19 protein-coding genes are annotated in these 21,565 nt (G+C 62.7%); 10 read left to right on the plus strand and 9 right to left on the minus strand.

Features of this window, described 5'->3' with window-relative positions; all coding sequences use genetic code 11:
* Positions 1-52 precede the first annotated feature (52 nt).
* The 3 genes from frc to KJQ96_RS03240 all read right to left on the minus strand — a co-directional run bounded on the left by frc (position 53) and on the right by KJQ96_RS03240 (position 3,882).
* Complete coding sequence (frc, locus tag KJQ96_RS03230) at positions 53-1,330, minus strand: formyl-CoA transferase (RefSeq protein ID WP_213285264.1); 1,278 nt, start codon at positions 1,328-1,330, stop codon at positions 53-55.
* A 59-nt stretch (positions 1,331-1,389) separates the two neighbouring features.
* On the minus strand, positions 1,390-3,120 hold the full coding sequence (oxc, locus tag KJQ96_RS03235; protein WP_213285265.1) for an oxalyl-CoA decarboxylase: 1,731 nt from the start codon (positions 3,118-3,120) through the stop codon (positions 1,390-1,392).
* Between the two features lie 66 nt (positions 3,121-3,186).
* Positions 3,187-3,882, minus strand: coding sequence for a GntR family transcriptional regulator (locus KJQ96_RS03240; protein ID WP_249733735.1), 696 nt, complete (start codon positions 3,880-3,882; stop codon positions 3,187-3,189).
* Positions 3,883-4,101: 219 nt separating this feature from the next.
* Between KJQ96_RS03240 and KJQ96_RS03245 the strand changes: the two genes are divergently transcribed.
* From KJQ96_RS03245 to KJQ96_RS03255, 3 genes are all read left to right on the plus strand, one after another.
* Positions 4,102-6,267: an acetate--CoA ligase family protein gene (locus tag KJQ96_RS03245; protein ID WP_213285267.1), complete on the plus strand. Its 2,166-nt coding sequence runs from the start codon at positions 4,102-4,104 to the stop codon at positions 6,265-6,267.
* Between the two features lie 126 nt (positions 6,268-6,393).
* On the plus strand, positions 6,394-7,242 hold the full coding sequence (locus tag KJQ96_RS03250; protein ID WP_213285268.1) for an IclR family transcriptional regulator: 849 nt from the start codon (positions 6,394-6,396) through the stop codon (positions 7,240-7,242).
* Positions 7,243-7,409: 167 nt separating this feature from the next.
* The gene (locus KJQ96_RS03255; RefSeq protein WP_213285269.1) at positions 7,410-8,471 is read left to right on the plus strand and encodes a ketopantoate reductase family protein; all 1,062 of its coding nucleotides are present in this window, start codon (positions 7,410-7,412) and stop codon (positions 8,469-8,471) included.
* 14 nt (positions 8,472-8,485) lie between these two features.
* Here the strand turns inward: KJQ96_RS03255 and KJQ96_RS03260 are convergent, their stop codons facing one another.
* Entirely contained in the window at positions 8,486-9,820 is a 1,335-nt protein-coding gene (locus KJQ96_RS03260; protein ID WP_249733691.1) for an APC family permease, read from the minus strand.
* A gap of 252 nt (positions 9,821-10,072) precedes the next feature.
* Between KJQ96_RS03260 and KJQ96_RS03265 the strand changes: the two genes are divergently transcribed.
* The 5 genes from KJQ96_RS03265 to KJQ96_RS03285 all read left to right on the plus strand — a co-directional run bounded on the left by KJQ96_RS03265 (position 10,073) and on the right by KJQ96_RS03285 (position 14,546).
* On the plus strand, positions 10,073-10,324 hold the full coding sequence (locus tag KJQ96_RS03265) for a PepSY domain-containing protein (protein WP_213285270.1): 252 nt from the start codon (positions 10,073-10,075) through the stop codon (positions 10,322-10,324).
* A 193-nt stretch (positions 10,325-10,517) separates the two neighbouring features.
* Positions 10,518-12,317 (plus strand): glyoxylate carboligase, encoded by a 1,800-nt coding sequence (gcl, locus tag KJQ96_RS03270; protein WP_213285271.1) that lies wholly within the window; start codon positions 10,518-10,520, stop codon positions 12,315-12,317.
* 15 nt (positions 12,318-12,332) lie between these two features.
* The gene (gene hyi / locus KJQ96_RS03275; protein WP_213285272.1) at positions 12,333-13,118 is read left to right on the plus strand and encodes a hydroxypyruvate isomerase; all 786 of its coding nucleotides are present in this window, start codon (positions 12,333-12,335) and stop codon (positions 13,116-13,118) included.
* A 27-nt stretch (positions 13,119-13,145) separates the two neighbouring features.
* A complete protein-coding gene (locus KJQ96_RS03280) occupies positions 13,146-14,033 on the plus strand; it encodes a 2-hydroxy-3-oxopropionate reductase (protein ID WP_213285273.1) in 888 nt (295 codons plus the stop codon).
* 129 nt (positions 14,034-14,162) lie between these two features.
* On the plus strand, positions 14,163-14,546 hold the full coding sequence (locus KJQ96_RS03285; protein WP_213285274.1) for a DUF1236 domain-containing protein: 384 nt from the start codon (positions 14,163-14,165) through the stop codon (positions 14,544-14,546).
* Between the two features lie 63 nt (positions 14,547-14,609).
* On the opposite strand, the gene KJQ96_RS03290 is transcribed toward KJQ96_RS03285, so the two are convergent.
* The 3 genes from KJQ96_RS03290 to KJQ96_RS03300 form a co-directional block, all read right to left on the minus strand.
* A complete protein-coding gene (locus KJQ96_RS03290) occupies positions 14,610-14,963 on the minus strand; it encodes a VanZ family protein (RefSeq protein ID WP_213285275.1) in 354 nt (117 codons plus the stop codon).
* A gap of 75 nt (positions 14,964-15,038) precedes the next feature.
* Positions 15,039-15,647 carry a thiamine pyrophosphate-dependent enzyme gene (locus tag KJQ96_RS03295; protein WP_213285276.1) on the minus strand — a complete coding sequence of 203 codons (609 nt, stop codon included), beginning with the start codon at positions 15,645-15,647 and terminating at the stop codon, positions 15,039-15,041.
* Positions 15,648-15,655: 8 nt separating this feature from the next.
* On the minus strand, positions 15,656-16,255 hold the full coding sequence (locus KJQ96_RS03300) for a thiamine pyrophosphate-binding protein (RefSeq protein WP_213285277.1): 600 nt from the start codon (positions 16,253-16,255) through the stop codon (positions 15,656-15,658).
* A 325-nt stretch (positions 16,256-16,580) separates the two neighbouring features.
* Here KJQ96_RS03300 and KJQ96_RS03305 point away from each other — a divergent pair, with 325 nt between their 5' ends.
* Together KJQ96_RS03305 and KJQ96_RS03310 are read left to right on the plus strand one after the other, a co-directional pair.
* Positions 16,581-17,630, plus strand: coding sequence for a hydroxyacid dehydrogenase (locus tag KJQ96_RS03305; protein ID WP_213285278.1), 1,050 nt, complete (start codon positions 16,581-16,583; stop codon positions 17,628-17,630).
* Positions 17,631-17,659: 29 nt separating this feature from the next.
* The gene (locus KJQ96_RS03310) at positions 17,660-18,532 is read left to right on the plus strand and encodes an alpha/beta fold hydrolase (protein WP_213285279.1); all 873 of its coding nucleotides are present in this window, start codon (positions 17,660-17,662) and stop codon (positions 18,530-18,532) included.
* Positions 18,533-19,004: 472 nt separating this feature from the next.
* On the opposite strand, the gene KJQ96_RS03315 is transcribed toward KJQ96_RS03310, so the two are convergent.
* Together KJQ96_RS03315 and KJQ96_RS03320 are read right to left on the minus strand one after the other, a co-directional pair.
* On the minus strand, positions 19,005-19,940 hold the full coding sequence (locus KJQ96_RS03315) for a glyoxylate/hydroxypyruvate reductase A (protein ID WP_213285280.1): 936 nt from the start codon (positions 19,938-19,940) through the stop codon (positions 19,005-19,007).
* Positions 19,941-19,957: 17 nt separating this feature from the next.
* Positions 19,958-21,565 carry an ABC transporter ATP-binding protein gene (locus KJQ96_RS03320; protein WP_213285281.1) on the minus strand — a complete coding sequence of 536 codons (1,608 nt, stop codon included), beginning with the start codon at positions 21,563-21,565 and terminating at the stop codon, positions 19,958-19,960.

A 21,565-nucleotide genomic window follows, 5' to 3' on the forward strand; every position in this document is an offset into this window, starting at 1 on the left:
AACAAAAAGGCCGCCGAAACCGGCGGCCTTTTGTGCTGTTCGGATGGCGTCGTTACTCCGCCGCCTGCTTGCGCGGCGGCTCGAGCGCGCCGGAATCGTGGATCTCGGCGACCTGGTGATCGCTGAAGCCGAGCACCTGGCGCAGGATTTCGTCGGTGTGCTCGCCGAGTAGCGGCGAGCGGGTCACCTCGCTCGGTGAGTCCGACAGCTTGATCGGATTGCCGACCGAGATGTACTTGCCGCGGGTCGGGTGATCGACCTCGACCACGGTGCCGGTGGCGCGCAGCGACTGGTCCTCGGCGATCTCCTTCATCGACAGGATCGGGCCGCAGGGGATGTCGTCCTTGTTGAGGATTTCCATCGCCTCGAATTTTGTCTTCGTCATCGTCCACTGTTCGATGCGGGCGAAGATCTCGTTCAGCCGGGGCAGGCGGGCCGGCGGCTTGGCGTAGTTCGGATCGGTCTTCCAGCCGGGCTCGCCGATGATGTCGCAAATCTTCTCCCAGACCGGCGCCTGGGTGATGAAGTAGATGTAGGCGTTCGGATCGGTCTCCCAGCCCTTGCACTTGAGGATGCGGCCCGGCTGACCGCCGCCGGAATCGTTGCCGGCGCGCGGCACGGCATCGCCGAACGGAATGCCTTCGCCGTATTGGCTGTATTCCTTCAGCGGGCCATGGGCGAGGCGTTGCTGGTCGCGCAGTTTTACGCGCGCAAGATTCAAGACGCCGTCCTGCATCGCTGCGGTGACGCGCTGGCCTTTGCCCGAGTGGGTGCGCTGATAGAGCGCGGTGACGATGCCGAGCGCCAGATGCAGCCCGGTGCCGCTGTCGCCGATCTGCGCGCCGGTGACGAGCGGCAGACCGTCGCGGAAGCCGGTTGTCGAGGCGGCGCCGCCGGTGCACTGCGCGACGTTCTCATACACCTTGCAGTCTTCGTAGGGGCCGGGACCAAAGCCCTTGATCGAGGCCACGATCATCTTCGGGTTGATGCTGTGGATCTTCTCCCAGGGGAAGCCCATGCGGTCGAGCACGCCGGGGCCGAAGTTTTCCACCAGCACGTCGCAGCTCTTGATCAGCGCGGTGAGGACTTCCTTGCCCTTCGGGTTCTTGGTGTCGAGCGTGATCGAACGCTTGTTGTGGTTCAGCATGGTGAAATACAGGCTGTCTACGTTCGGGATGTCCTGCAACTGACCGCGCGTGATGTCGCCGACGCCTGGGCGTTCGACCTTGATCACATCGGCGCCGAACCACGCGAGCAATTGCGTGCAGGTAGGCCCCGACTGGACGTGGGTGAAATCAAGAATGCGAACGCCCGTGAGCGCCTTTGTCATCGTCATTGCTCCGTACTGTGTCTGTACTGCGTGATGCAGATTGAATGGATGGAAGTCGGTTATTTCTTTTTCAGGACGCTTTGCGGGTTGAGGTTGCCAATGCGGCCGCTCTCCGAGCCTGCCGCCGGATCGATCACGGCGTTGATCAGCGTCGGCTTGCCGGAATCCATCGCCGCATTGACGGCGCGCTTCAATTCGTCGGGCGAGGTGGCGTTGATGCCGACGCCGCCGAAGGCTTCCATCATCTTGTCGTAGCGCGAGCCCTTAACGAACACCGTCGTCGCCGGATCTGAACCGCCCGTATTGACGTCGGTGCCGCGGTAGATGCCGTCATTGTTGAAGATGACGATGCAGACCGGAAGCTGGTAGCGGCAGATGGTCTCGATCTCCATGCCGGAGAAGCCGAACGCCGAGTCGCCTTCGACCGCGAGCACCGGCTTGCCGGTTTCGACGGCCGCTGCAATCGAATAGCCCATGCCGATGCCCATCACGCCCCAGGTGCCGACGTCGAGCCGCTTGCGCGGCTTGTACATATCGATGACGCCGCGGGCGAGGTCGAGCGTGTTGGCGCCTTCGTTGACGAGGATGGCGTCCGGCCGCTCCTTGATGATGGTGCGCAGTGCGCCGAGCGCGCCGTGATAATCCATCGGGGAAGCGTTGCTCATCAGCTTCGGCGCCATCTTGGCGACGTTGTCGTCACGCTTCTTGTTGACGGTCGAGACCCAGTCGGCTGGCGCGGCCGGCCAGTTGCCGCCCATGCCCTCGAGCAGAGCGGATACGCAGGAGCCGATATCGCCGACCACGGGGGCCGCGATCTCGACGTTGGAATCCATCTCCTTCGGCTCGATGTCGACCTGGATGAATTTCTTCGGCGCATCGCCCCAGGTCTTGCCTTTGCCGTGCGACAACAGCCAGTTGAGGCGGGCGCCGATCAGCATCACGACGTCGGCGTCCTTCAGCACGGTCGAGCGCGCGGCACCGGCCGACTGGGCGTGCGTGTCGGGCAGCAGGCCCTTGGCCATGCTCATCTGCAGGAACGGCGCGCCGGTCTTTTCGACAAAGGCGCGGATCTCGTTGTCGGCCTGTGCGTAAGCCGCGCCCTTGCCGAGAATGATGAGGGGACGCTTGGCGCCCTTGAACACGTCGAGCGCGCGCTTGACGGCCGACGGGGCAGGGATCTGGGCGGGGGCTGCATCGATCACCTTCACCAGCGACCTCGCGCCGGCGCCGGCGTCCATCACCTGGCCGAAGAGTTTGGCCGGCAGGTCGAGATAGACGCCGCCCGGACGTCCCGACACCGCGGCGCGGATCGCGCGGGCGAGACCGATACCGATGTCGGCGGCATGCAGCACGCGGAACGCTGCCTTGCAGAGCGGCTTGGCGATCGCAAGCTGGTCCATCTCTTCATAGTCGCCCTGCTGCAGGTCGACGATCTCGCGCTCGGAGGAACCCGAGATCAGGATCATCGGGAAGCAGTTGGTGGTGGCGTGGGCCAGCGCAGTGAGGCCGTTGAGAAAGCCGGGCGCGGAGACCGTGAGGCAGACGCCCGGTTTTTTGGTGAGAAAGCCGGCGATCGAGGCCGCGTAACCGGCGTTCTGCTCGTGGCGGAACGACAATACGCGCATGCCCGCGGCCTGCATCATGCGTCCGAGGTCGGTGATCGGGATGCCCGGCACACCATAGATGGTGTTGATGCCGTTGAGCTTGAGCGCATCGATGACGAGATGAAAGCCATCCGTCAGCTCTTGCTCGGTGCCCGGTGCTTCGGACTTGGTCGCGGTATTCAGCATGGGCTTCATCTCCCTGATCGTTTTGGTTCGGACGATTTTTCGTCGTCTTCTGGTGCGAAGGTTCGTCTAGCTAAAAAGTTCCTGCCCGTGCGCTTCGACGTAGGCGGCAAGGCCCAGCGTGTGGTCGCGCGCGCGCTTCTCGGCGAGTTCGGTGTCGCGTGCTTCCAGCGCTTCGATGATGGCAAGATGTTCGGGCAGCGAGGTCGCGGTGCGGTCCTTGCGTCCGATGGTCAGTTGCCGGTAGCCGCGCACATGCAGCAGCAGATCGTTGGTCAAATCGACCAGCACCGGCGATTCCGAAAGCGAGATCAGCGCCTGATGGAACGCGATGTTGGCCTTGGAGTATTCCTCGACATGATCCTGCGGCAGCCGGTCCTTGCCAAAATCCTTGAAGAAATCGCGCAGCGCGGTGATGTCCTTCTTGCGCGCGGTGGTCGTGATCAGGCGCGCCGCCATGCTCTCGAGTGCGGCCCAGGCGCGGATCATGTCGACGATCTCGGTCTTGGTGCGCCGGACCACGACGATGCCGCGACGCGGCACGGTTTTGACGAAGCCATCCTGTTCCAGCATCGCGATGGCTTCGCGAATAGGGGTGCGGCTGACGCCGAGGCGTTCGGACAGCGCTCGCTCGTCGAGCATCACTTGCTCGGGCGTCGCATAGATATCCATCTTGAGAATAGCTTCCTTCAAGGCCTCATAGGCCTTGTTCTTGAAGCTCGTCTCAGGCGCAATCCGAACGATTGCGATATCTGCCTCAGCCATGACAGGCGGCGCCTTGGTTTGTTTACGTGCGGGCACGACTCGTCTCCTCCCTGTTTTGGAGACGTCTTCTTAGCAGAAGAAACACCCGAAGATTTTTGGCATACCAAATACCAGGATGTCAAGATGCCCGTGTTTTCGCTGTTTCCGCGCGATAGTTTGTCTTGACAATCTAATCTCTGGCATACCAAATGCCATAAAACTAGCCCCAGGAGGAAGCCAATGTCAAATTCTGCAGATGCGGCCCGCAAGATCGCCGAGCCCAGCGCCCAAGAGGCTGTCCGCCGGGTGCTCGATACGGTGAAAGCCGAGAAGCGCACGAGCCTCACCGCGCCGGAAGGCAAGGTCGTGTGCGATGCTTATGGCATCCCGGTTCCTAAAGAAGACGTGGCCAAATCTGCCGCCGATGCATCCAAGATTGCATCCAGCATGGGCTTCCCGGTGGTGATGAAAATCGTCTCGCCGGATATTCTCCACAAGACCGAAGCCGGCGGCGTCATGGTCGGGATCAAGTCCGCGGCCGATGCCGCGAAGGCCTATGACACCATTCTCGCCAATGCGAAGAAGTATAAGGCCGACGCCAAGATCGAGGGCATCCAGGTGCAGCAGATGCTGGCCGGCGGCACCGAAGTCATCGTCGGTTCCATTACCGATGGTTCGTTCGGCAAGCTTGTCGCCTTCGGCCTCGGCGGCGTGCTGGTCGAGGTGCTGAAAGACATCACCTTCCGCCTGGCGCCCGCAACCAAGGACGATGCGCTGTCGATGCTCGACGGCATCCAGGCTCATGACATGCTGAAGGGCGTGCGCGGCGGCGATCCGGTCAGCCGCGATGCGCTGGCTGACGTCATCGTCAAGGTCTCGCAGCTCGTCAGCGATTTCCCCGAAATCGTTGAACTCGATCTCAATCCGGTATTCGCCACCAAGAAGGACGCGATTGCCGCCGACGTGCGCATCGTCGTCGATTTCGACTACAAGCCGCGTCCGGCGCCGCGCCCGACCGAAGAAATCGTCACTGCGATGAACCGCATCATGCAGCCGAAGGGCGTTGCTGTGATCGGCGCCTCCGCCGAGGACGGCAAGATCGGCAACTCCGTGATGAAGAACTTGATCAACGGCGGCTACAAGGGCGAGATCTATCCGATCCATCCGAAGGCGGCCGATATTCTCGGCTATAAGGCCTACAAGAGCGTCAAGGACGTGCCGGGCGTGATCGACACCGCAGTGTTCGCGATCCCCGCAAAATTCGTTGCAGGCGCGCTGGCCGAATGCGGCGAGAAGAAAATTCCAGGTGCCGTGCTGATTCCGTCGGGCTTTGCCGAAGCCGGCGCGCCTGAATTGCAGGCCGAAATCGTCGAGGTCGGCAAGAAGTACAACGTCCGCCTGATGGGGCCGAACATCTACGGCTTCTACTATACGTGGTCGAATCTCTGCGCGACGTTCTGCACCGCCTACGACGTCAAGGGCCATGCGGCTTTGTCGTCGCAATCCGGCGGCATCGGCATGGCGATCATCGGTTTTTCGCGCTCGGCGAAAATGGGTGTGTCAGCGATCGTCGGTCTCGGCAATAAGTCCGACATCGACGAGGACGATCTGCTGGCGTTCTTCGAGCAGGACCCCAACACCAACCTGATCGCCCAGCACTGCGAAGACCTGAAGGACGGCCGTGCGTTTGCGGAAGCCGCCAAGCGCGTCGCCAAGAAGAAGCCGGTGATCGTGCTCAAGGCGGGCCGCACGTCTGCTGGTGCGAAGGCGGCCTCGTCGCATACCGGCGCGCTCGCCGGCAACGACAAGATCTACGAGGACGTGTTCAAGCAGTCGGGCGTGATCCGCGCCCGGTCCTTGCGGCAATTGCTCGAGTTTGCGCGCGGCGTGCCGGTGTTGCCGACCCCGAAGGGCGAGAACGTGCTAATCATCACCGGCGCCGGTGGTTCGGGCGTGCTGCTGTCGGACTCCTGTGTGGATAACGGCCTGTCACTGATGCAGATGCCGCCGGATCTCGACGCGGCCTTCCGAAAATTCATCCCACCGTTCGGCGCGGCCGGAAATCCTGTGGATATCACCGGTGGCGAGCCGCCGATCACCTACATCAATACCGTGAAGCTCGGCCTGTCGGATGAGCGCATCCATTCGCTGATCCTCGGTTACTGGCACACGATCGTCACCCCGCCGATGGTGTTCGCCCGCAACATGGTCGAGGTGAAGAAGGAGATGGAGGCCAAGGGCTTCGTGAAGCCGATCGTCGCCTCGCTCGCCGGCGACGTCGAGGTCGAGGAGGCCGCCGAGTATCTCTACCAGAACGGCATCCCGGCCTATGCCTATTCGACCGAACTGCCGGTCGAGGTGTTGGGGGCCAAGTACAAGTGGGCACGCGGCGCGGGCTTGCTCTGAGCTTATCAACGATAAATGCCGCTTCGGAAACATCCGAAGCGGCATTTTTGTCCAACGAATAACAACAAACGGACATTCGCCGTTCGACGCGCTGGCACTCTGACTGATTGATGGATGCAGGTCGCGATGAAGAGAGACGTGATCCGGCGCAAGCCCATCGAGCCGAAATCGAGTTCAGACCAGGACGAGAATGCCCGCGACGGCGGCGTCCAGTCCGTCGACCGCGCGCTGTCGATCATTGAAACGCTCGCCGAAGACGACGAAGGCTATCGCCTGAGCGATCTCGCCATCCGCACGGGGCTGTCAACCTCAACCGTGCACCGCCTGCTCGGGACGCTGGAAAGCCGCCGCTTCGTGCAGTTCGACCGTACCGAATCGAAATGGCATGTCGGAGCGCGCGCCTTCACGGTGGGAGCAACCTTCGCCCGCCGCCGCAATTTCACGGCACAGGCGATGCCATACCTGCGCAAGCTGCGCGACCTAACGCGGGAGACGGCGAATCTCGCCGTCGTCGACGACGAATTCATCATCGTGCTGACCCGCATGGAAAGCCGCGAAATCATGCGGTCGCTGACCAAGGTCGGCGGCCGCGTCGCGATGGTCGCCTCCGGCGTCGGCAAGGCGGTGCTGGCGACCTATTCCAACGAGGACGTCAGCGCGATCATCCGTCATCACGGCATGCCGCGGCTGACCGAAAAATCGATCGTGCGCCCGGGCGATCTGTTCAAGGAACTCGAAAAAATCCGCCGCCAGGGTTTTGCGATCGACGACGAGGAGGCCTGCATGGGCCTGCGCTGCATCGCGGCCGTCGTCTATAATGACTGCGCCGAGCCGCTGGCGGCGATTTCCGTCTCCGGCATGACCAGCCGGCTCACCGATGAGCGCCTGCCAGCAATCGGTCAGACTGTGCGCGAGGTGGCGGCTGAGCTGACGGTGGCGCTTGGTGGGGTGATGCCGGAGGCGAAGGCCGGCTGAGCCGTGGCCGCAGCCACAAGCCATCCATGATTATCGGTATGGCATGGGTCCGCTTTTGCCACAAAGCGGCCGGTTGGCAGCGAACTCCGATCCGCTAGACTGTTCTCTCCAAAGAACACGCGGATGCAGTTGCGTCCTCTGTCGCAAGAAAATTCACGGGAGAGAGCATGGCGCGGAAGATCGCGATCGTCGGAGCAGGGGCCGTTGGCGGGTACGCCGGCGCGCATATGGTGCAGGCGGGCGAGGACGTCACGTTCATCGATCCCTGGCCCGAGCATGTCGAGCACATGCGGAAGCACGGGCTGCGCGTCACCCACGCGATGGATGTCGCGGAATTCTCGGTGCCCGTGCGCGCGCTTCACGTCACGGATGCGCAGCGGCTCGCCAAGGAAAAACCGATCGACGTCGCCTTCGTCTGTATGAAATCCTACGACACCGCCTGGGCGACCATGCTGATCCAGCAATATCTGGCGCCGGACGGCTATGTCGTGTCGCTGCAGAACTGCATGAACGAGGAAACGATTGCCGGCATCGTCGGCTGGGGCAAGACGCTGGGCTGCATTGCCAGCAGCATCACGGTGAACCTGCCGGAGCCCGGCCATATCCACCGTGGCGCCGGCAAAGGCGGGGCGGCGCATACGGTGTTTCGCGCCGGCGAGGTGCACGGCCGCATCACGCCGCGGGCGGAGGAAGTCTGTCGCCTGGTCGGCTATTCCGATAGCGCCAAGGTGACGGAGAATCTCTGGGGCGAGCGCTGGTCGAAACTGGTCGCCAACGTCATGGGCAACGGGCTCTCGGCCTGCACCGGCCTGCCGGGCGGAGAAATTTTGCAAAGCGAGCCGCTGCGCCGGTTCTCCACCAGGCTCGGCAGCGAAGCGATCCGCGTTGGCCAAGCGCATGGCTATCAACTGGAAGAGATATTGCATTTGCCGCCGGACACGATTGCGCGGGCAGGCGAGGGCGACGAGGAAGCGATGCGGGTCTGCGACGAGCAGCGCTTCAAGGACTCAAAGCGCACGTCTTCCGAGCAGCGCCCCTCGATGGGTCAGGACATGCAGAAGGGCCGTCGCACCGAGATCGAGTTCCTCAACGGTTTTGTCGTGCGCGAGGGCGAGAAGCTCGGCATCGCCTGCACCGCAAACGCCGCGCTGACGGATATCGTCAAGCGCGTGGAGCGCGGCGAACTGAGCGTCGATCCGCGGCACATCACAGAATTGCGGATGAACTGAGCGGCCAGCATCGTCTAGTTGACGGGCCCGCCGCGACCTAAATGCTCCAGATCTGGCTCGACTCTCGTTATCCCGGTCATCCGGTTGATCATGATCGTGATGAGCCACAGAACGACGCCCACCCCGATCAGGACGCCGGCGACCCGGTACTGAACGGGGTCACGGCCGGCCCAGGGACTGGCGAGGAAAGCGCAAAATACAGCGCCCAGGATCGGCAGAATGGTCGGTGTGCGAAAATGCTGATGACTTACAGAATCGCGCCGAAGCACCAGTACCGCAACGTTAACCACCGTGAAAACGCATAACAAAAGCAGCGCGGTGGTGCCTCCGAGTGCCGGCACCTCACCGACGAACGTGATCAGGGCAAACGCCAGCAAGGTCGTGAAGCCGATGGCGACATAAGGCGTCCGCCGCTCCCTGTGTACTCTCCCGAGAGCTGGCGGAAGCACATGCTCGCGGCTCATGCCATACACAAGTCGACTGGCCATGAGCATATTGATGAGAGCGGTGTTGGCCACGGCAAACATGGTGATGAATCCAAAGATCCAGATCGGAAAATTTGGCGCGCCCTGTTGGACGACCTTCAGAAGGGGTGTTTCGCCTTCGCCCAATTGCTCCGGCGCCACCAGGGTGATTGCCGAGACCGAGACAAGAACATAGATCAGACAGGTAATCACAAGGCCTACAAGCAGCACCTTTGGAAAGTGGCGGCTTGGATCCTTGCATTCCTCGGCCATGTTGACCGAATCCTCGAAGCCTACCATGGCAAAGAATGCGAGGGTGGTCGCGGCAATCACCGGCCAGAACATGCCGCCGTCAGCGGTCGAACGAAACTGGATGACACGCGAGACATCGCCCTGGCCTAGCCCGATCGCCCAAAGGCCGATCACAATGATGATCAGCAGTCCCGTCAGCTCCACACAGGTGAGAACGACGTTAGCTTTCAGACTTTCGCCAACACCGCGGAAATTGACCGCGGCAACGACTGCCATGAAAGCGAGACCGGTAATCGTGATGGCAAGGGCCGATAGGTTGAGGCCCATTGCGTTCGACATGTTCGCGGCGAAAGCCCGGGAAGCGGTCGATGCCGAGGTGATACCCGAGCACATCACCGCAAATGCAACGATGAAAGTGACGAAATGGATGCCAAAAGCCTTGTGAGTGTAGAGCGCCGCGCCCGCAGCTTTTGGATATTTCGTGACCAGTTCGAGATAGCTGAACGCGGTCACAAGGGCGACCACAAACGCAACCACAAAAGGCAGCCACACGACACCGCCGACCTGCTTCGCCACTTGGCCGGTGAGCGCATAGATTCCGGTGCCGAGAATATCGCCGACGATGAACAGCAAGAGCAGCCAGGGGCCCATGACCCTACGAAGGCTCGGTTCGGCGGCGATCGATTGAGTACCGGCGTTCATGGGGACATCGGTCATCGCACGTCCTTTTTATCGGTGGCGCCAGCGCAGTCTACTGGTAGTTGAAGGCCTTGTGCAATAATTCTGCCCTAGGGTTCGGCGGTGCGAATTGGCTGAAATCCGGAACCATTGCCAGCCGCAGCCATTCAATTGGCTGGCTCGAAGCGAATCTCGGGAGGGCTTGACATGCGATTGATCACATCAACTGCGATACTGGTCCTATCGGCGCTTCCTGCGCTCGCCGATCGCGCGGTCACTGAAGACGAGCGCATAAGACTTGTCGCTGCGGCTCAGGCAGAGGGATGCTCAGGCGGCAAGCTCGAGATAGATGAAGACGACCAGCAGTTTGAGGTCGATGACGCCGTCTGCGCGGACGGCAAGAAGTATGATCTCAAGTTTGATATGCAAATGAAGTTGAAGCGGAAGAATCTGGACTGAGTTCCGACGCAAATCCTCCTCGCAAGGGCGTCCTCACAGGCTTTCCACCACGTTCGCAAACCAAGCGCCTGATTTGTCGCGCATTTTCTAACTCCCTTCCACACCGCGGGAAATAAAATCACCCGCGTTGAGATTGCGTCTCACCGCCACGAAGATCGCCGCCAGAGCCAACACTGTTTGAGCGAGGCGCGACATGGCGAAGATGCGGGCGATCGATGCGGCTGTGCGGATCCTGGAGAAGGAAGGTGTGACCATCGCCTTTGGCGTTCCGGGCGCTGCGATCAATCCGCTTTACTCCGCGCTGAAGAAGCGCGGCTCGATCGGGCACATTCTGGCGCGCCATGTCGAGGGTGCCTCGCACATGGCCGAGGGCTATACCCGCGCCAAGGCGGGCAACATCGGCGTCTGCATCGGCACCTCGGGTCCGGCCGGCACCGACATGATCACCGGGCTTTATTCGGCGATCGCGGATTCGATCCCGATCTTGTGCATCACCGGGCAGGCGCCGCGGGCGCGGCTCTACAAGGAAGACTTTCAGGCCATCGATATAGAATCGATTGCAAAACCGGTGACGAAATGGGCGGTGACCGTGCGCGAGCCGGCGCTGGTGCCGCGCGTGTTCAGCCAGGCGTTCCACATCATGCGTTCGGGCCGTCCTGGTCCCGTGTTGATCGACCTGCCGCTTGACGTGCAGGTTGCGGAGATCGAATTCGACGACGAGACCTATGAGCCGCTGCCGGTCTACAAACCTGCGGCGACCCGCAAGCAGATCGAGAAGGCGCTCGACATGCTCAATGCGGCGGAGCGGCCGCTGATCGTGGCGGGCGGCGGCGTCATCAATGCCGACGCGTCCGAGCTGCTGGTGCGGTTCGCCGAGACGGTCAACGTTCCCGTGGTGCCGACGCTGATGGGGTGGGGCGCTATTCCCGACGATCACGTGCTGATGGCGGGCATGGTCGGCTTGCAGACCAGCCACCGCTACGGCAACGCGACCATGCTGCAATCCGACTTCGTGCTCGGCATCGGCAACCGCTGGGCCAACCGGCACACCGGCTCGATCGAGACCTACACCAAGGGTCGCAAATTTGTGCATGTCGACATCGAGCCGACGCAGATCGGACGCGTGTTCAATCCCGATTTCGGCATGGTCTCCGACGCCAAGGCTGCACTGGAATTGTTCGTCGCCGTTGCCAGAGAGTGGCGCAAGGCCGGCAAGTTGAGGGAGCGGCAGGCATGGCCGGCGGCGTGCCAGGACCGCAAGCGCACGATGCTGCGCAAGAGCCATTTCGACGACATCCCGATCAAGCCGCAGCGCGTCTACGAGGAGATGAGCAAGGCGTTCGGACGCGATACCTGCTACGTCAGCGTGATCGGATTATCGCAGATCGCCGGCGCGCAATTCCTAGGCGTCTACGGCCCGCGCAACTGGATCAATGCGGGGCAGGCCGGCCCGCTCGGCTGGACATTGCCGGCGGCGCTTGGCGTGCGTGCGGCCGATCCGTCGCGCCAGATCGTTGCGCTGTCGGGCGATTACGATTTCCAATTCCTGATCGAGGAGCTCGCGGTCGGAGCGCAGTTCAAGCTGCCCTACATTCACGTCGTCGTGAACAACTCCTATCTCGGGCTGATCCGCCAGGCGCAGCGCGGTTTTGACATGGACTATCACGTCCAGCTCTCCTTCGAGAACATCAACGCACCCGAAATCGGCGTCTATGGCGTGGACCACGTCGCGGTCGCGGAGGGACTCGGCTGCAAGGCGATCCGCGTCACCGACCCGAACCACGCGCAGGCGGCGTTCGCCACCGCGCGCGAGTGGATGGCGGAATTCCAGGTGCCCGTCGTCGTCGAGTTCATTCTCGAGCGGGTCACCAACATCTCGATGGGCACCGAGATCGACAACATCATTGAGTTCGAGGAGGTGCTCCATCTGCCGCTGGACGACACCCCGGCCAAAGCGAGCGCGCCACAATCCGGCAAGCTGCTGCCGGCATAAAGGGAGAATCTGATCGTGCCGAAATTTGCCGCCAATCTCACCATGCTGTTCGGCGAGCAGCCGTTCCTCGATCGCTTTGCGGCCGCCAAGGCGGCAGGATTTACCGGGGTCGAATATCTATTCCCGTATGATTTCGACAAGGCCGATCTGCGCGAGCAGTTGCACCAGCACGGGCTGACGCAGGTGCTGCACAATCTCCCCGCCGGCAACTGGGCAGCCGGCGAGCGCGGCATCGCTATCCTGCCCGATCGCGCCGACGAATTTCGTGACGGCGTCGGACGCGCCATCGATTACGCCAAGGCGCTCGATTGCCGCCAGCTCAACTGCCTGGTCGGTATCGCGCCTGACGGTGCTGATGCGATCGATCTCAACGAGACATTGATTGGCAATCTTCGCTTTGCGGCGGACGCGCTCGCTAAGCAGCAGATCAAACTCCTGATCGAGCCGATCAACACGATCGACATCCCCGGCTTTTTCCTGAACAAGACCGCACAGGCGCTCCAGCTCATTGCCGATGTGCGCTCAAGCAATCTGTTCGTGCAGTACGACATCTACCACATGCAGGTGATGGAGGGTGACATTGCGCGAAGCCTGCAAAAGCATCTGCCGCGCATCGCCCATGTGCAACTCGCCGATAACCCCGGCCGCAATGAACCCGGCACCGGCGAGATCAACTATCCCTTCCTGTTCCGCCATCTCGACGCTATTGGTTATCGCGGCTGGATCGGCTGCGAATACAAGCCGAGGACGACGACGGTCGAGAGCCTCGGCTGGCACGCCGCGCTGACCGCCGATACCTGAACAAGAAACGAAATAAGGGGAGTTGAAATGATCGATATCGGCTTTATCGGCCTCGGCACCATGGGGCGCCCGATGGCGGGCCATCTGCAGGCGGCAGGCCACCGCCTGTTCCTGCACGATATCGGACCCATCGCACCAGAGCTGGTTGCGGCGGGCGGCGAGGTCTGCAAATCGGGCAAGGAAGTCGCCGAGAAGGCCGACGTCGTCATCATCATGGTGCCTGACACGCCGCATGTGGAGGCGGTCTTGTTCGGGAAGGACGGCGTCGCCCAGGGTCTCTCCAGGGGGCAGATCGTCGTCGACATGAGTTCGATCTCGCCGCTCGCCACCAAGGAATTTGCCAAGAAGGTGGAGGCGCTCGGCGCCGACTATCTCGACGCGCCGGTCTCCGGTGGCGAGGTCGGCGCCAAGGCGGCGAGCCTCACCATCATGGTCGGCGGACCGGAGCGCGCGTTCAACGCGATGAAGCCCGTGTTCGACAAGATGGGCAAGAACGTCACCCTGGTCGGCGGCAATGGCGACGGGCAGACCACCAAGGTCGCCAACCAGATCATCGTGGCGCTGACGATCGAGGCGGTCGGCGAGGCGCTGTTGTTTGCGTCGAAGGCCGGCGCGGATCCAGCGCTGGTGCGCAAGGCGCTGATGGGCGGCTTCGCATCGTCGCGGATTCTCGAAGTGCATGGCGAGCGCATGGTGAAGCGCAATTTCGAGCCGGGCTTTCGGATCGAGCTGCACCAGAAGGATCTCAATCTGGCGCTGGAGGGCGCGCGTGCGCTCGGCCTTTCCTTGCCGAGCACGGCGCTGGCCCAGCAATTATTCAGCTCCTGTACCGCTCATGGCGGCAAGGCATGGGACCATTCGGGAATGGTGCGCGCGCTTGAAATGATGGCGAGCCACGAAATCACCAAAGCCTGATCTTTCGTTCTCCCTGTGACTGGAACCGCGTCGAGCTATCGGCGCGGCCCTTTTTGCTGCCGCATTGGAACCGGAACTTTCGTACGCCTCCCGTGGTTGAGACACATCATCAATTTACTGGAGCACGTGATGAATTATCGTTTGGCAGTTTCGCTGATTGCTGCTTCGTTGCTGACCTCTGGCGCGGCATTCGCTCAATCGACAACCGCGCAAGGTGCCGCGGATGGCGCCGCCGCGGGCGCTGAAGTTGGTGGCCCGGTCGGCGCGATCGTCGGCGGCACGGTGGGTGCTGCGCTCGGCGCGGCCGTGGAGATTCCGAACGCCGTGATCAACTCGGTCCCGCGAGACCGATCTGTCGTGGTTCGTGAGCATGTGGTGGTGGGCGAGCCGCTGCCGCCGACCGTCCAACTTCGTCCGGTGCCGCGATACAGCGAATACCGCTATGCGGTGGTCAACGATCGTCGCGTGATCGTGGAGCCGCGCACGCGCAGGATTGTGAGGATCCTCGACTAACGAACGAACGCAGCTCGTACTGACCCATCCTCGCGGGCGATCGTCCCGCGAGGATTTTTCTTGTCACGATGCGCGATGGCGCGATCGCCTGATCTTCCAATCGAGAACCATAGCAGCCGCAAGCCCGACGGCTGCCGCCAGCGCGTCGACCACAAAGTCCTCCATGCGAGCATGCCGGCCCGGCGCCCAGAACTGCAGGATTTCGATCAGGCCGGTGTAAGCGATGATGAAGGCCGCCGTGTGCAACCGGTTGCGTGTGTGGGCCAATCCGAAGGCCAGTCCGAGCAGCACAAAAGCAAGCGCATGCTCCCCGTTCTGCCCGAGGTTTGAATGCGGCCGCTGTCCCGCCGGCCCGAGCGTCGCGAAGGCGATTGCCGCGGCAAGGCCCCAGGCGAATAGTCGAAGGATGATCGTCATCGGAATGGCATAGCACGATTTCTGTGCCGGCCATCCCATGCACGCAAACCGGCAAGGCCTGTGGTTAATTGCCGCTCAGAGCGGCTCCCGTACGCCCATACCGTGCATGAAGCGCTCCCGGATCTGGACGGGGTCGCGGCGGGTGGTGCCGACGCCTGGCTTGTCGTCGATGCGGACGCCGATCAGCGCCGGGCCCGCGGCCGACATTGACTGCTCGATCAGGCGCTCAAAGTCCTCCTCGTCCGCCGCCCAGGCGCTGTTGGCGAGGCCGCTCGCGACCGCGATAGCGACGATGTCGGCCACGGCGGCAGCCGGCGTCGGTTGTGCGCCGGTGATCTGGTAGATGCCGTTGTCCATCACGATCATGGTGAGATTTTTGGGCGCCAATGTCGCGATCGTCGAGAGCGATCCCAGTTGCATCAACAGCGAGCCGTCGCCCTCCAGCGCAAACACGCGTCGATTCGGTTGCGCGAGCGCAACGCCGAGCGCGATCGGGAAGGCGAGGCCCATGCTGCCGAGCATGTAGAAATTCTGCGGCCGGTGGCCGGCGGCCCACAGGTCGAAATTGGTGTTGCCGATGCCGCCGATCACGGCTTCCTCGTTCTTCAACTTCGCAATCAGCCGCGAGGTGAGGTCGAAGCGGTTCATGACCTTGGTGTTGCGGGCAGGGGTATCGCTGTTCATGAGATCGCTCACTTGTCGAACACTTTGCCGCCGGTCAGAAGCGGCGAGAGGATCAGCGCCACCGGTGCTTGCGTGGCGATAGCCTGCTTGATGGAGCGGTCGACGATGAATTCGAACTCGTCGAGCCTTGTCGCGGTGTGATGCTCCATCGCGAGCGAGTCCAGCACCGGCCGCATGGTGCGGCATACCAGCGACTGGCCGTAGTTGAATTCGCCGAGCGTGCCGCGTTCGGACACGAACATGATCAGCGGGATCTGATAGGGCACGGCCAGCGACGCCAGCACGTTCGCGAGCGTTGCAAATCCCGAAGTCTGCATCAGCACTGCGCCACGCATGCCGGCCATCCAGGCGCCGGAGACGATGCCGACCGCTTCCTCTTCGCGTGCCGCGGGGAAGGTGGTGAAGAAGGGATCGGCGTGCAGGTTCCTGATCAGCGTCGTGAGGACGCGATCGGGCACGTAGGGGACGAGGCGAATGTCGTTGCGTTTGAGGGATTGCAGCACGATGCCGTGCCAGCTCTTCTCAGAGGTGCTGCTCTCGGAAGTGCTCCTTTCGGAAGTGCTCTTCTCGGAAGTACCTGGCGAGGTTTTTTCCTCTGCAACCGCCATTTTGGTCTCCCTTTGCCGCGCCGATTTTCGCTGGCGTTCATCCTTGGAGCGGCGAAACTTGACGCCGTGAGCGAGATTGTCAACATGTTCCGATCGTATCCTGCTCTGCGCCGCGCGCCGCTACATCAGGCATGCGACGATGTGAGATAAGCAAGAAAAGATTTCGAGAGGGGATGCCCATGGCTAGATTTGTCCGGACTGCCGCCGACGCGGCGTCGGCTGCCGCACCTGGGCCGCCCGTCCTTCCGCCCAGACCTGTTTCCTGATCGGCTCCCGCCAAATCGAACAAGTCTGCGCTCTTCCGAACTGAAAGTTGCCAAGGAAAATGACCGTCAACAACAAGCGCGTGTTCTACGTCAAATACCTCGCCCACGAGATCTATGTCGATATCATGAAAGCGCGCCCCGACGTGCGGCTCGATCGACTGGAGAATGACAGCCCGGATACGATCGCAGCGCCGATCTTGTCGGCGGCGCATGCCTACCAGGTCGGCGCGGCACGCGACGAGATCGCCAGGCAGTTCCATGTCGATCAGGATCTGTTGCGGAGGGCGCCCAACCTCCTGATCGTCTCCTCGAACGGGGCGGGCTTCGATCCCGTCGACGTGGATGCCTGCACGGCGGCCGGCGTGCTCGTCGTCAACCAGTCCGGCGGCAACGCCAATTCGGTCGCCGAACATGCGCTGGGGATGATGCTGACGCTGTCCAAGCGCATCCTCGAATCCGACCGCGCGCTGCGCCGCCAGGCCAACGTCAACCGCAACGCGCTGATCGGCAACGAGGTGCAGGGCAAAACGGTCGGCATCGTCGGGATCGGCAATGTTGGCCGCCGTATCGCCGAGCTCTGCAACGGCCTGCTGCATATGAAGGTGATCGCCTACGATCCCTATCTGACCGCGGAAGAAATCGCCGCCCGCGGCGGCGAAAAGATCGAGCTTCACGATCTGATGCGCCGTTCGGATTTCGTCTCGATCTCCTGCCCCCTGACCAAGGAGAATCGCCGCATGATCGGCGCCCGCGAGTTCGCGCTGATGCAGCCGCACGCCTTCTTCATCACCACAGCGCGTGGTTTCATTCACGATGAGGAAGCGCTGTACGAGGCGTTGCGCGACAAACGCATTGCGGGGGCCGGCCTCGACGTCTGGGACAAGGAGCCGCCGCCGCCGGAGCACCCGCTGCTGCAGTTCGACAATGTGCTGGCGAGCCCGCATACCGCGGGCGTGACCAAGGAAGCGCGCATCAACATGGGCCGGATCGCCGCCGAACAGATTCTCGATGCGCTCGACGGCAGGCGGCCGCCGCGCATCGTCAATCCCGAGGTGTGGCCCGACTACGCCAAGCGCTTCGAACGGACGTTCGGGTTCGCGCCGAAATAGGCCATCACCTCCGCGAGGGAAGATCCACGATGGCCGAGCCGGCAGATCGCTTTTACGAGTCGCAGGGGCTGCGGTTGCATTATGTCGACTGGGGCAACGTATCAGCGCCGCCCTTGATTCTGATTCACGGCGGGCTCGACCATTGCCGTAGCTGGGACGCGATAGCGCGGGACCTGCAGCCGCATTTCCATATCATGGCGCCGGACCTGCGCGGGCACGGCGATTCCGAATGGGCGAAGGGGAGCAGCTACAGCCTGGCTGACAACGTCTACGACCTCACCCGGCTGATGCGCTTTGCGGGGCTGCAGGACGCGGCGTTTGTCGGCCACTCGATGGGCGGCATGGTCGCGTTGGCCTATGCCGGCACCTATCCGGAAAAGGTTTCGCGCCTCGTCGTGCTGGATGGCGCGTTCCTATCGGACTCGCAGCCTGCGCCGATCGCCGAGCAGATGTCGCGCTGGATCGACCAGCTCGATCGCATCTCGGAGCATCAAGAGAGCACGTTCCGGACGATCGAGGAGGCGGCGAAGCGGTTGTCCACGCGCAACAAGCGGCTGACGCCGGCACTGGCGCAACATCTTGCTCGCCACGGTGTTCGCCAGGGCTCCGACGGCCTCTATCGCTGGAAGTTCGATCATTATCAGCGGGCGAGGGCGCCATACCGGCTGTGGCCGGAGGACTACATCGCTCTGTGGTCGCGCATCACCTGTCCGACCCTGTTGATGTGGGGCGATGAAAGCTTTCTGCCCGATCCCGCCGGCCTGCTCGCGCATTTCAAGAGCGCCGAACTCCAAAAAATCGCGGGCGCCGGCCACTGGTTGCACCATGACCGGCTCGATGTGGTCCTGGCGTCGCTGCGACGGTTTCTCGGAGCACCACAGGCTGCGCAAACCGCGAAGTGAGGCAGGCGGATGGCGACCGGCTGGGAAGTCGCCTATGCAGCGCTGTTCTTCATCTTCGAGAGCGTCTAAGTGAACGCCCAGAGGCTGGCGGTCGATAGCGGAATCACCGGGCTCTGAGGTCAGGATCCGCGGAGAAAAATTCATCCGCCGGCGGGTCGAGCGCGGCAATAATTCCACTGCCGGGCGGCCTCCTGACGAAGCGGGCATTGCTATTTTCCCCGACATCTCGACTGGTTTGCCGCTTGGGACCATTTTCTCTCCCCCGGCGCACATGGAAGACGAAGAGATGCGACAAGTTCGTACATTGCTGAGCAGGGCGTCCTCCCGGATCGGCCGCCGGCTTTCCCAGATCGTGGCCATTGCCGCCGCCAGCCTGCCGTCCGCCGGCGCTTGAGACGCAGGCGTCTTTCACTGCTCCGAAATCACGTCTAACTCTGTCAGCGCCTGATCGAGGCGGTGGACGAGCAGGTCCTCAATAGCCCCGTTCACGGTCGATCGAGTGCGGCGGCCGGCGGCCGGCCCGTATCGCTTCCGCCGTCGCGCGAAACGTTGCGCCGATCGCTTCCACGCTCACCTCGCAGGCATCGTGCGGCGTGACGACGATGCGAGGATGCCGCCAGAATGGATGGCGCGGCGCCAGTGGCTCGGTGGCGAAGACATCGAGCGCAGCGCCGGCCAATTGCCCGTCCTCCAGCGCGGCGAGCAGGTCAGCTTCAATCAGATGCTCACCGCGGCCGACCTGGATCAGGTAGCCGCCGCGATGCATTCGGGCGAATGTCTTGCGGTTGAGAATGCCTTTTGTCTCCGGCGTGAGTGGCAGCAGGTTCACGAGAACCTCGGTCTGGCCGAGCATGGCTTCGAGGCCCGCGGCGCTATCGAAGCCGCGGATGCCCTGCGGCGTCGGCTTTGCGGTCCGGCTCCACGCCATGACAGGAAAGCCAAGCAAGGCAAGGTCGGTGGCGACACGGCGGCCGATTTCGCCAAATCCCAAAATGCCGACCGGCACGTCCTGCGCCCGGCGCTGGCCGAGGCGCTGCCAGCGTTCCTCGCGCTGCTGCGCCTGATAGGTTGCAAAGCGCCGCTGATGGCCGATCACGTGCCAGGCAACAAAGCCCGACATCATCTGCGCCTGCGCCGGATCGACGACACGGATCACGTCCACGTCGGGCCGCAGGCTAGGACACGCCAAAATGTTGTCGACGCCGGCGCCGATTGAGCACACGGCCTGCAGGTTGGGGTAGCGTTCGAAGGCGTCATCCGGCGGATGCCAGGCCACCGCCAGCCGCACGTCCGTTGCCGGACCGTCGTGGGGGTGGCTGACGATTTCGATGCGGTCGGCGGCGCGCATGAACTGCGGGCCGAGATAGAAGCGGAGATCGAGGCTCTTGCTGACGAGAACACAACGCATCGTTCAAGCTGCCTTGTTCATGCAGCCTTGGACGACGACGTTTGCCCGGGTACTGCGGAAAGCAGCTCGCGCGTGTAGGCGTGCTCGGGGGCCGCGAACAGGAGCGATGCAGATTTGAGTTCGACGATCGCGCCGTGCTGCATCACGGCGATACGGTCGCAAATCTGCGCTGCCACGCGCAGATCGTGAGTAATGAACAGCATCGACAGGCCCAGCCGCGCCTTCAAATCTTCCAGGAGGTCCAGGACCTGTGCCTGCACGGATACGTCGAGCGCGGAGACGGCTTCGTCGGCAACCAGGATTTCCGGGTCGAGCGCGAGCGCCCGCGCAATTCCGATGCGCTGGCGTTGCCCGCCGGAGAATTCATGCGGAAAGCGTTCCATCGCGCTCGCATTGAGGCCGACGAGGCTGAGCAACTCGCCGGCGCGTTTTCGCGCTGCCGCCGGATCGACGCCATGCGCAATCGGCCCGTCGGTGATGATGTTGCCGACCTTCCGGCGCGGATTGAGCGAGGCGAACGGATCCTGAAACACCATCTGGATGCGGCGGCGCTGCTCGCGCAAAGCCTTGCCGCCGATCCGGGTGAGATCGACATCGCCAATACGCACGGTGCCGGCGTCCGGCTCGATCAGGCGCATCACGAGGCGGGCGACGGACGATTTTCCCGAACCGGATTCGCCGACCAGCCCAAGCGTCTCGCCGCGAAAAATGTCGAAGCTGACGTCCTTCGCCGCTTGTACGCGGCGCTCGCTGCGGAACCAGCCGCCACCGCTGACGTATGTCTTGCCGAGTCCGATCACTTCCACCGCCTTATTGCGATCGGGCAGGGGCATCCGCTGCGGCGGCTGCAGGGTTGGAACGGCGGCGAGCAATGCGCGGGTATAGGGATGTTGCGCGCGCAACAGCACGTCGTCGGCGGTGCCTTGCTCGACCACCTTGCCGTGCTGAAGCACGACGACGCGATCGGCAATCTCGGCGACGACGCCGAAATCATGGGTGATGAACATGACGGCCATGTTGCGGCGGCGCTGCAGGTCGCGGATCAGCTTGAGGATCTGCGCCTGTGTTGTGACATCGAGCGCGGTCGTCGGCTCGTCGGCCACCAGCACGGCGGGTTCGAGCGCCAGCGCCATCGCGATCATGGCGCGCTGGCGCTGGCCCCCGGATAGTTGATGGGGATAGGCGCGCACCGCGCGCTCGGGATCGGGCAGGCCGACTTCGCGGATCAAGGCGAGGGCTTTCTGCTGCCGCTCCTTCGGCGTCAATAGGCCATGCGCCTCGAACATCTCGGCGATCTGCTCGCCGATGCGCATCAATGGATTGAGCGCCGTCATCGGCTCCTGGAACACCATCGCGATGCCGCGGCCGCGGAACGCCAGCCATTCCGCCGGGCTGAGCGACAAGAGGTTCTTTCCCTCGAACAGAATCTCTCCGGATTCTGCCGTCACGGTATCCGGCAGCAGCCCCATCAGCGCGTGGGCGCACATCGATTTGCCGGAGCCGGATTCACCGACCACGCAAAGGATTTTTCCGGCGGTGAGATCGAACGAAACGTCGTCCACGGCGTGGGCACGGTCACTGCCCGGCGGCAGCGCAAGCTTCAGGTTCTTGACGACGACGGCCAT

The organism is Bradyrhizobium sp. sGM-13, assembly GCF_018398875.1.
GTDB lineage: Bacteria > Pseudomonadota > Alphaproteobacteria > Rhizobiales > Xanthobacteraceae > Bradyrhizobium.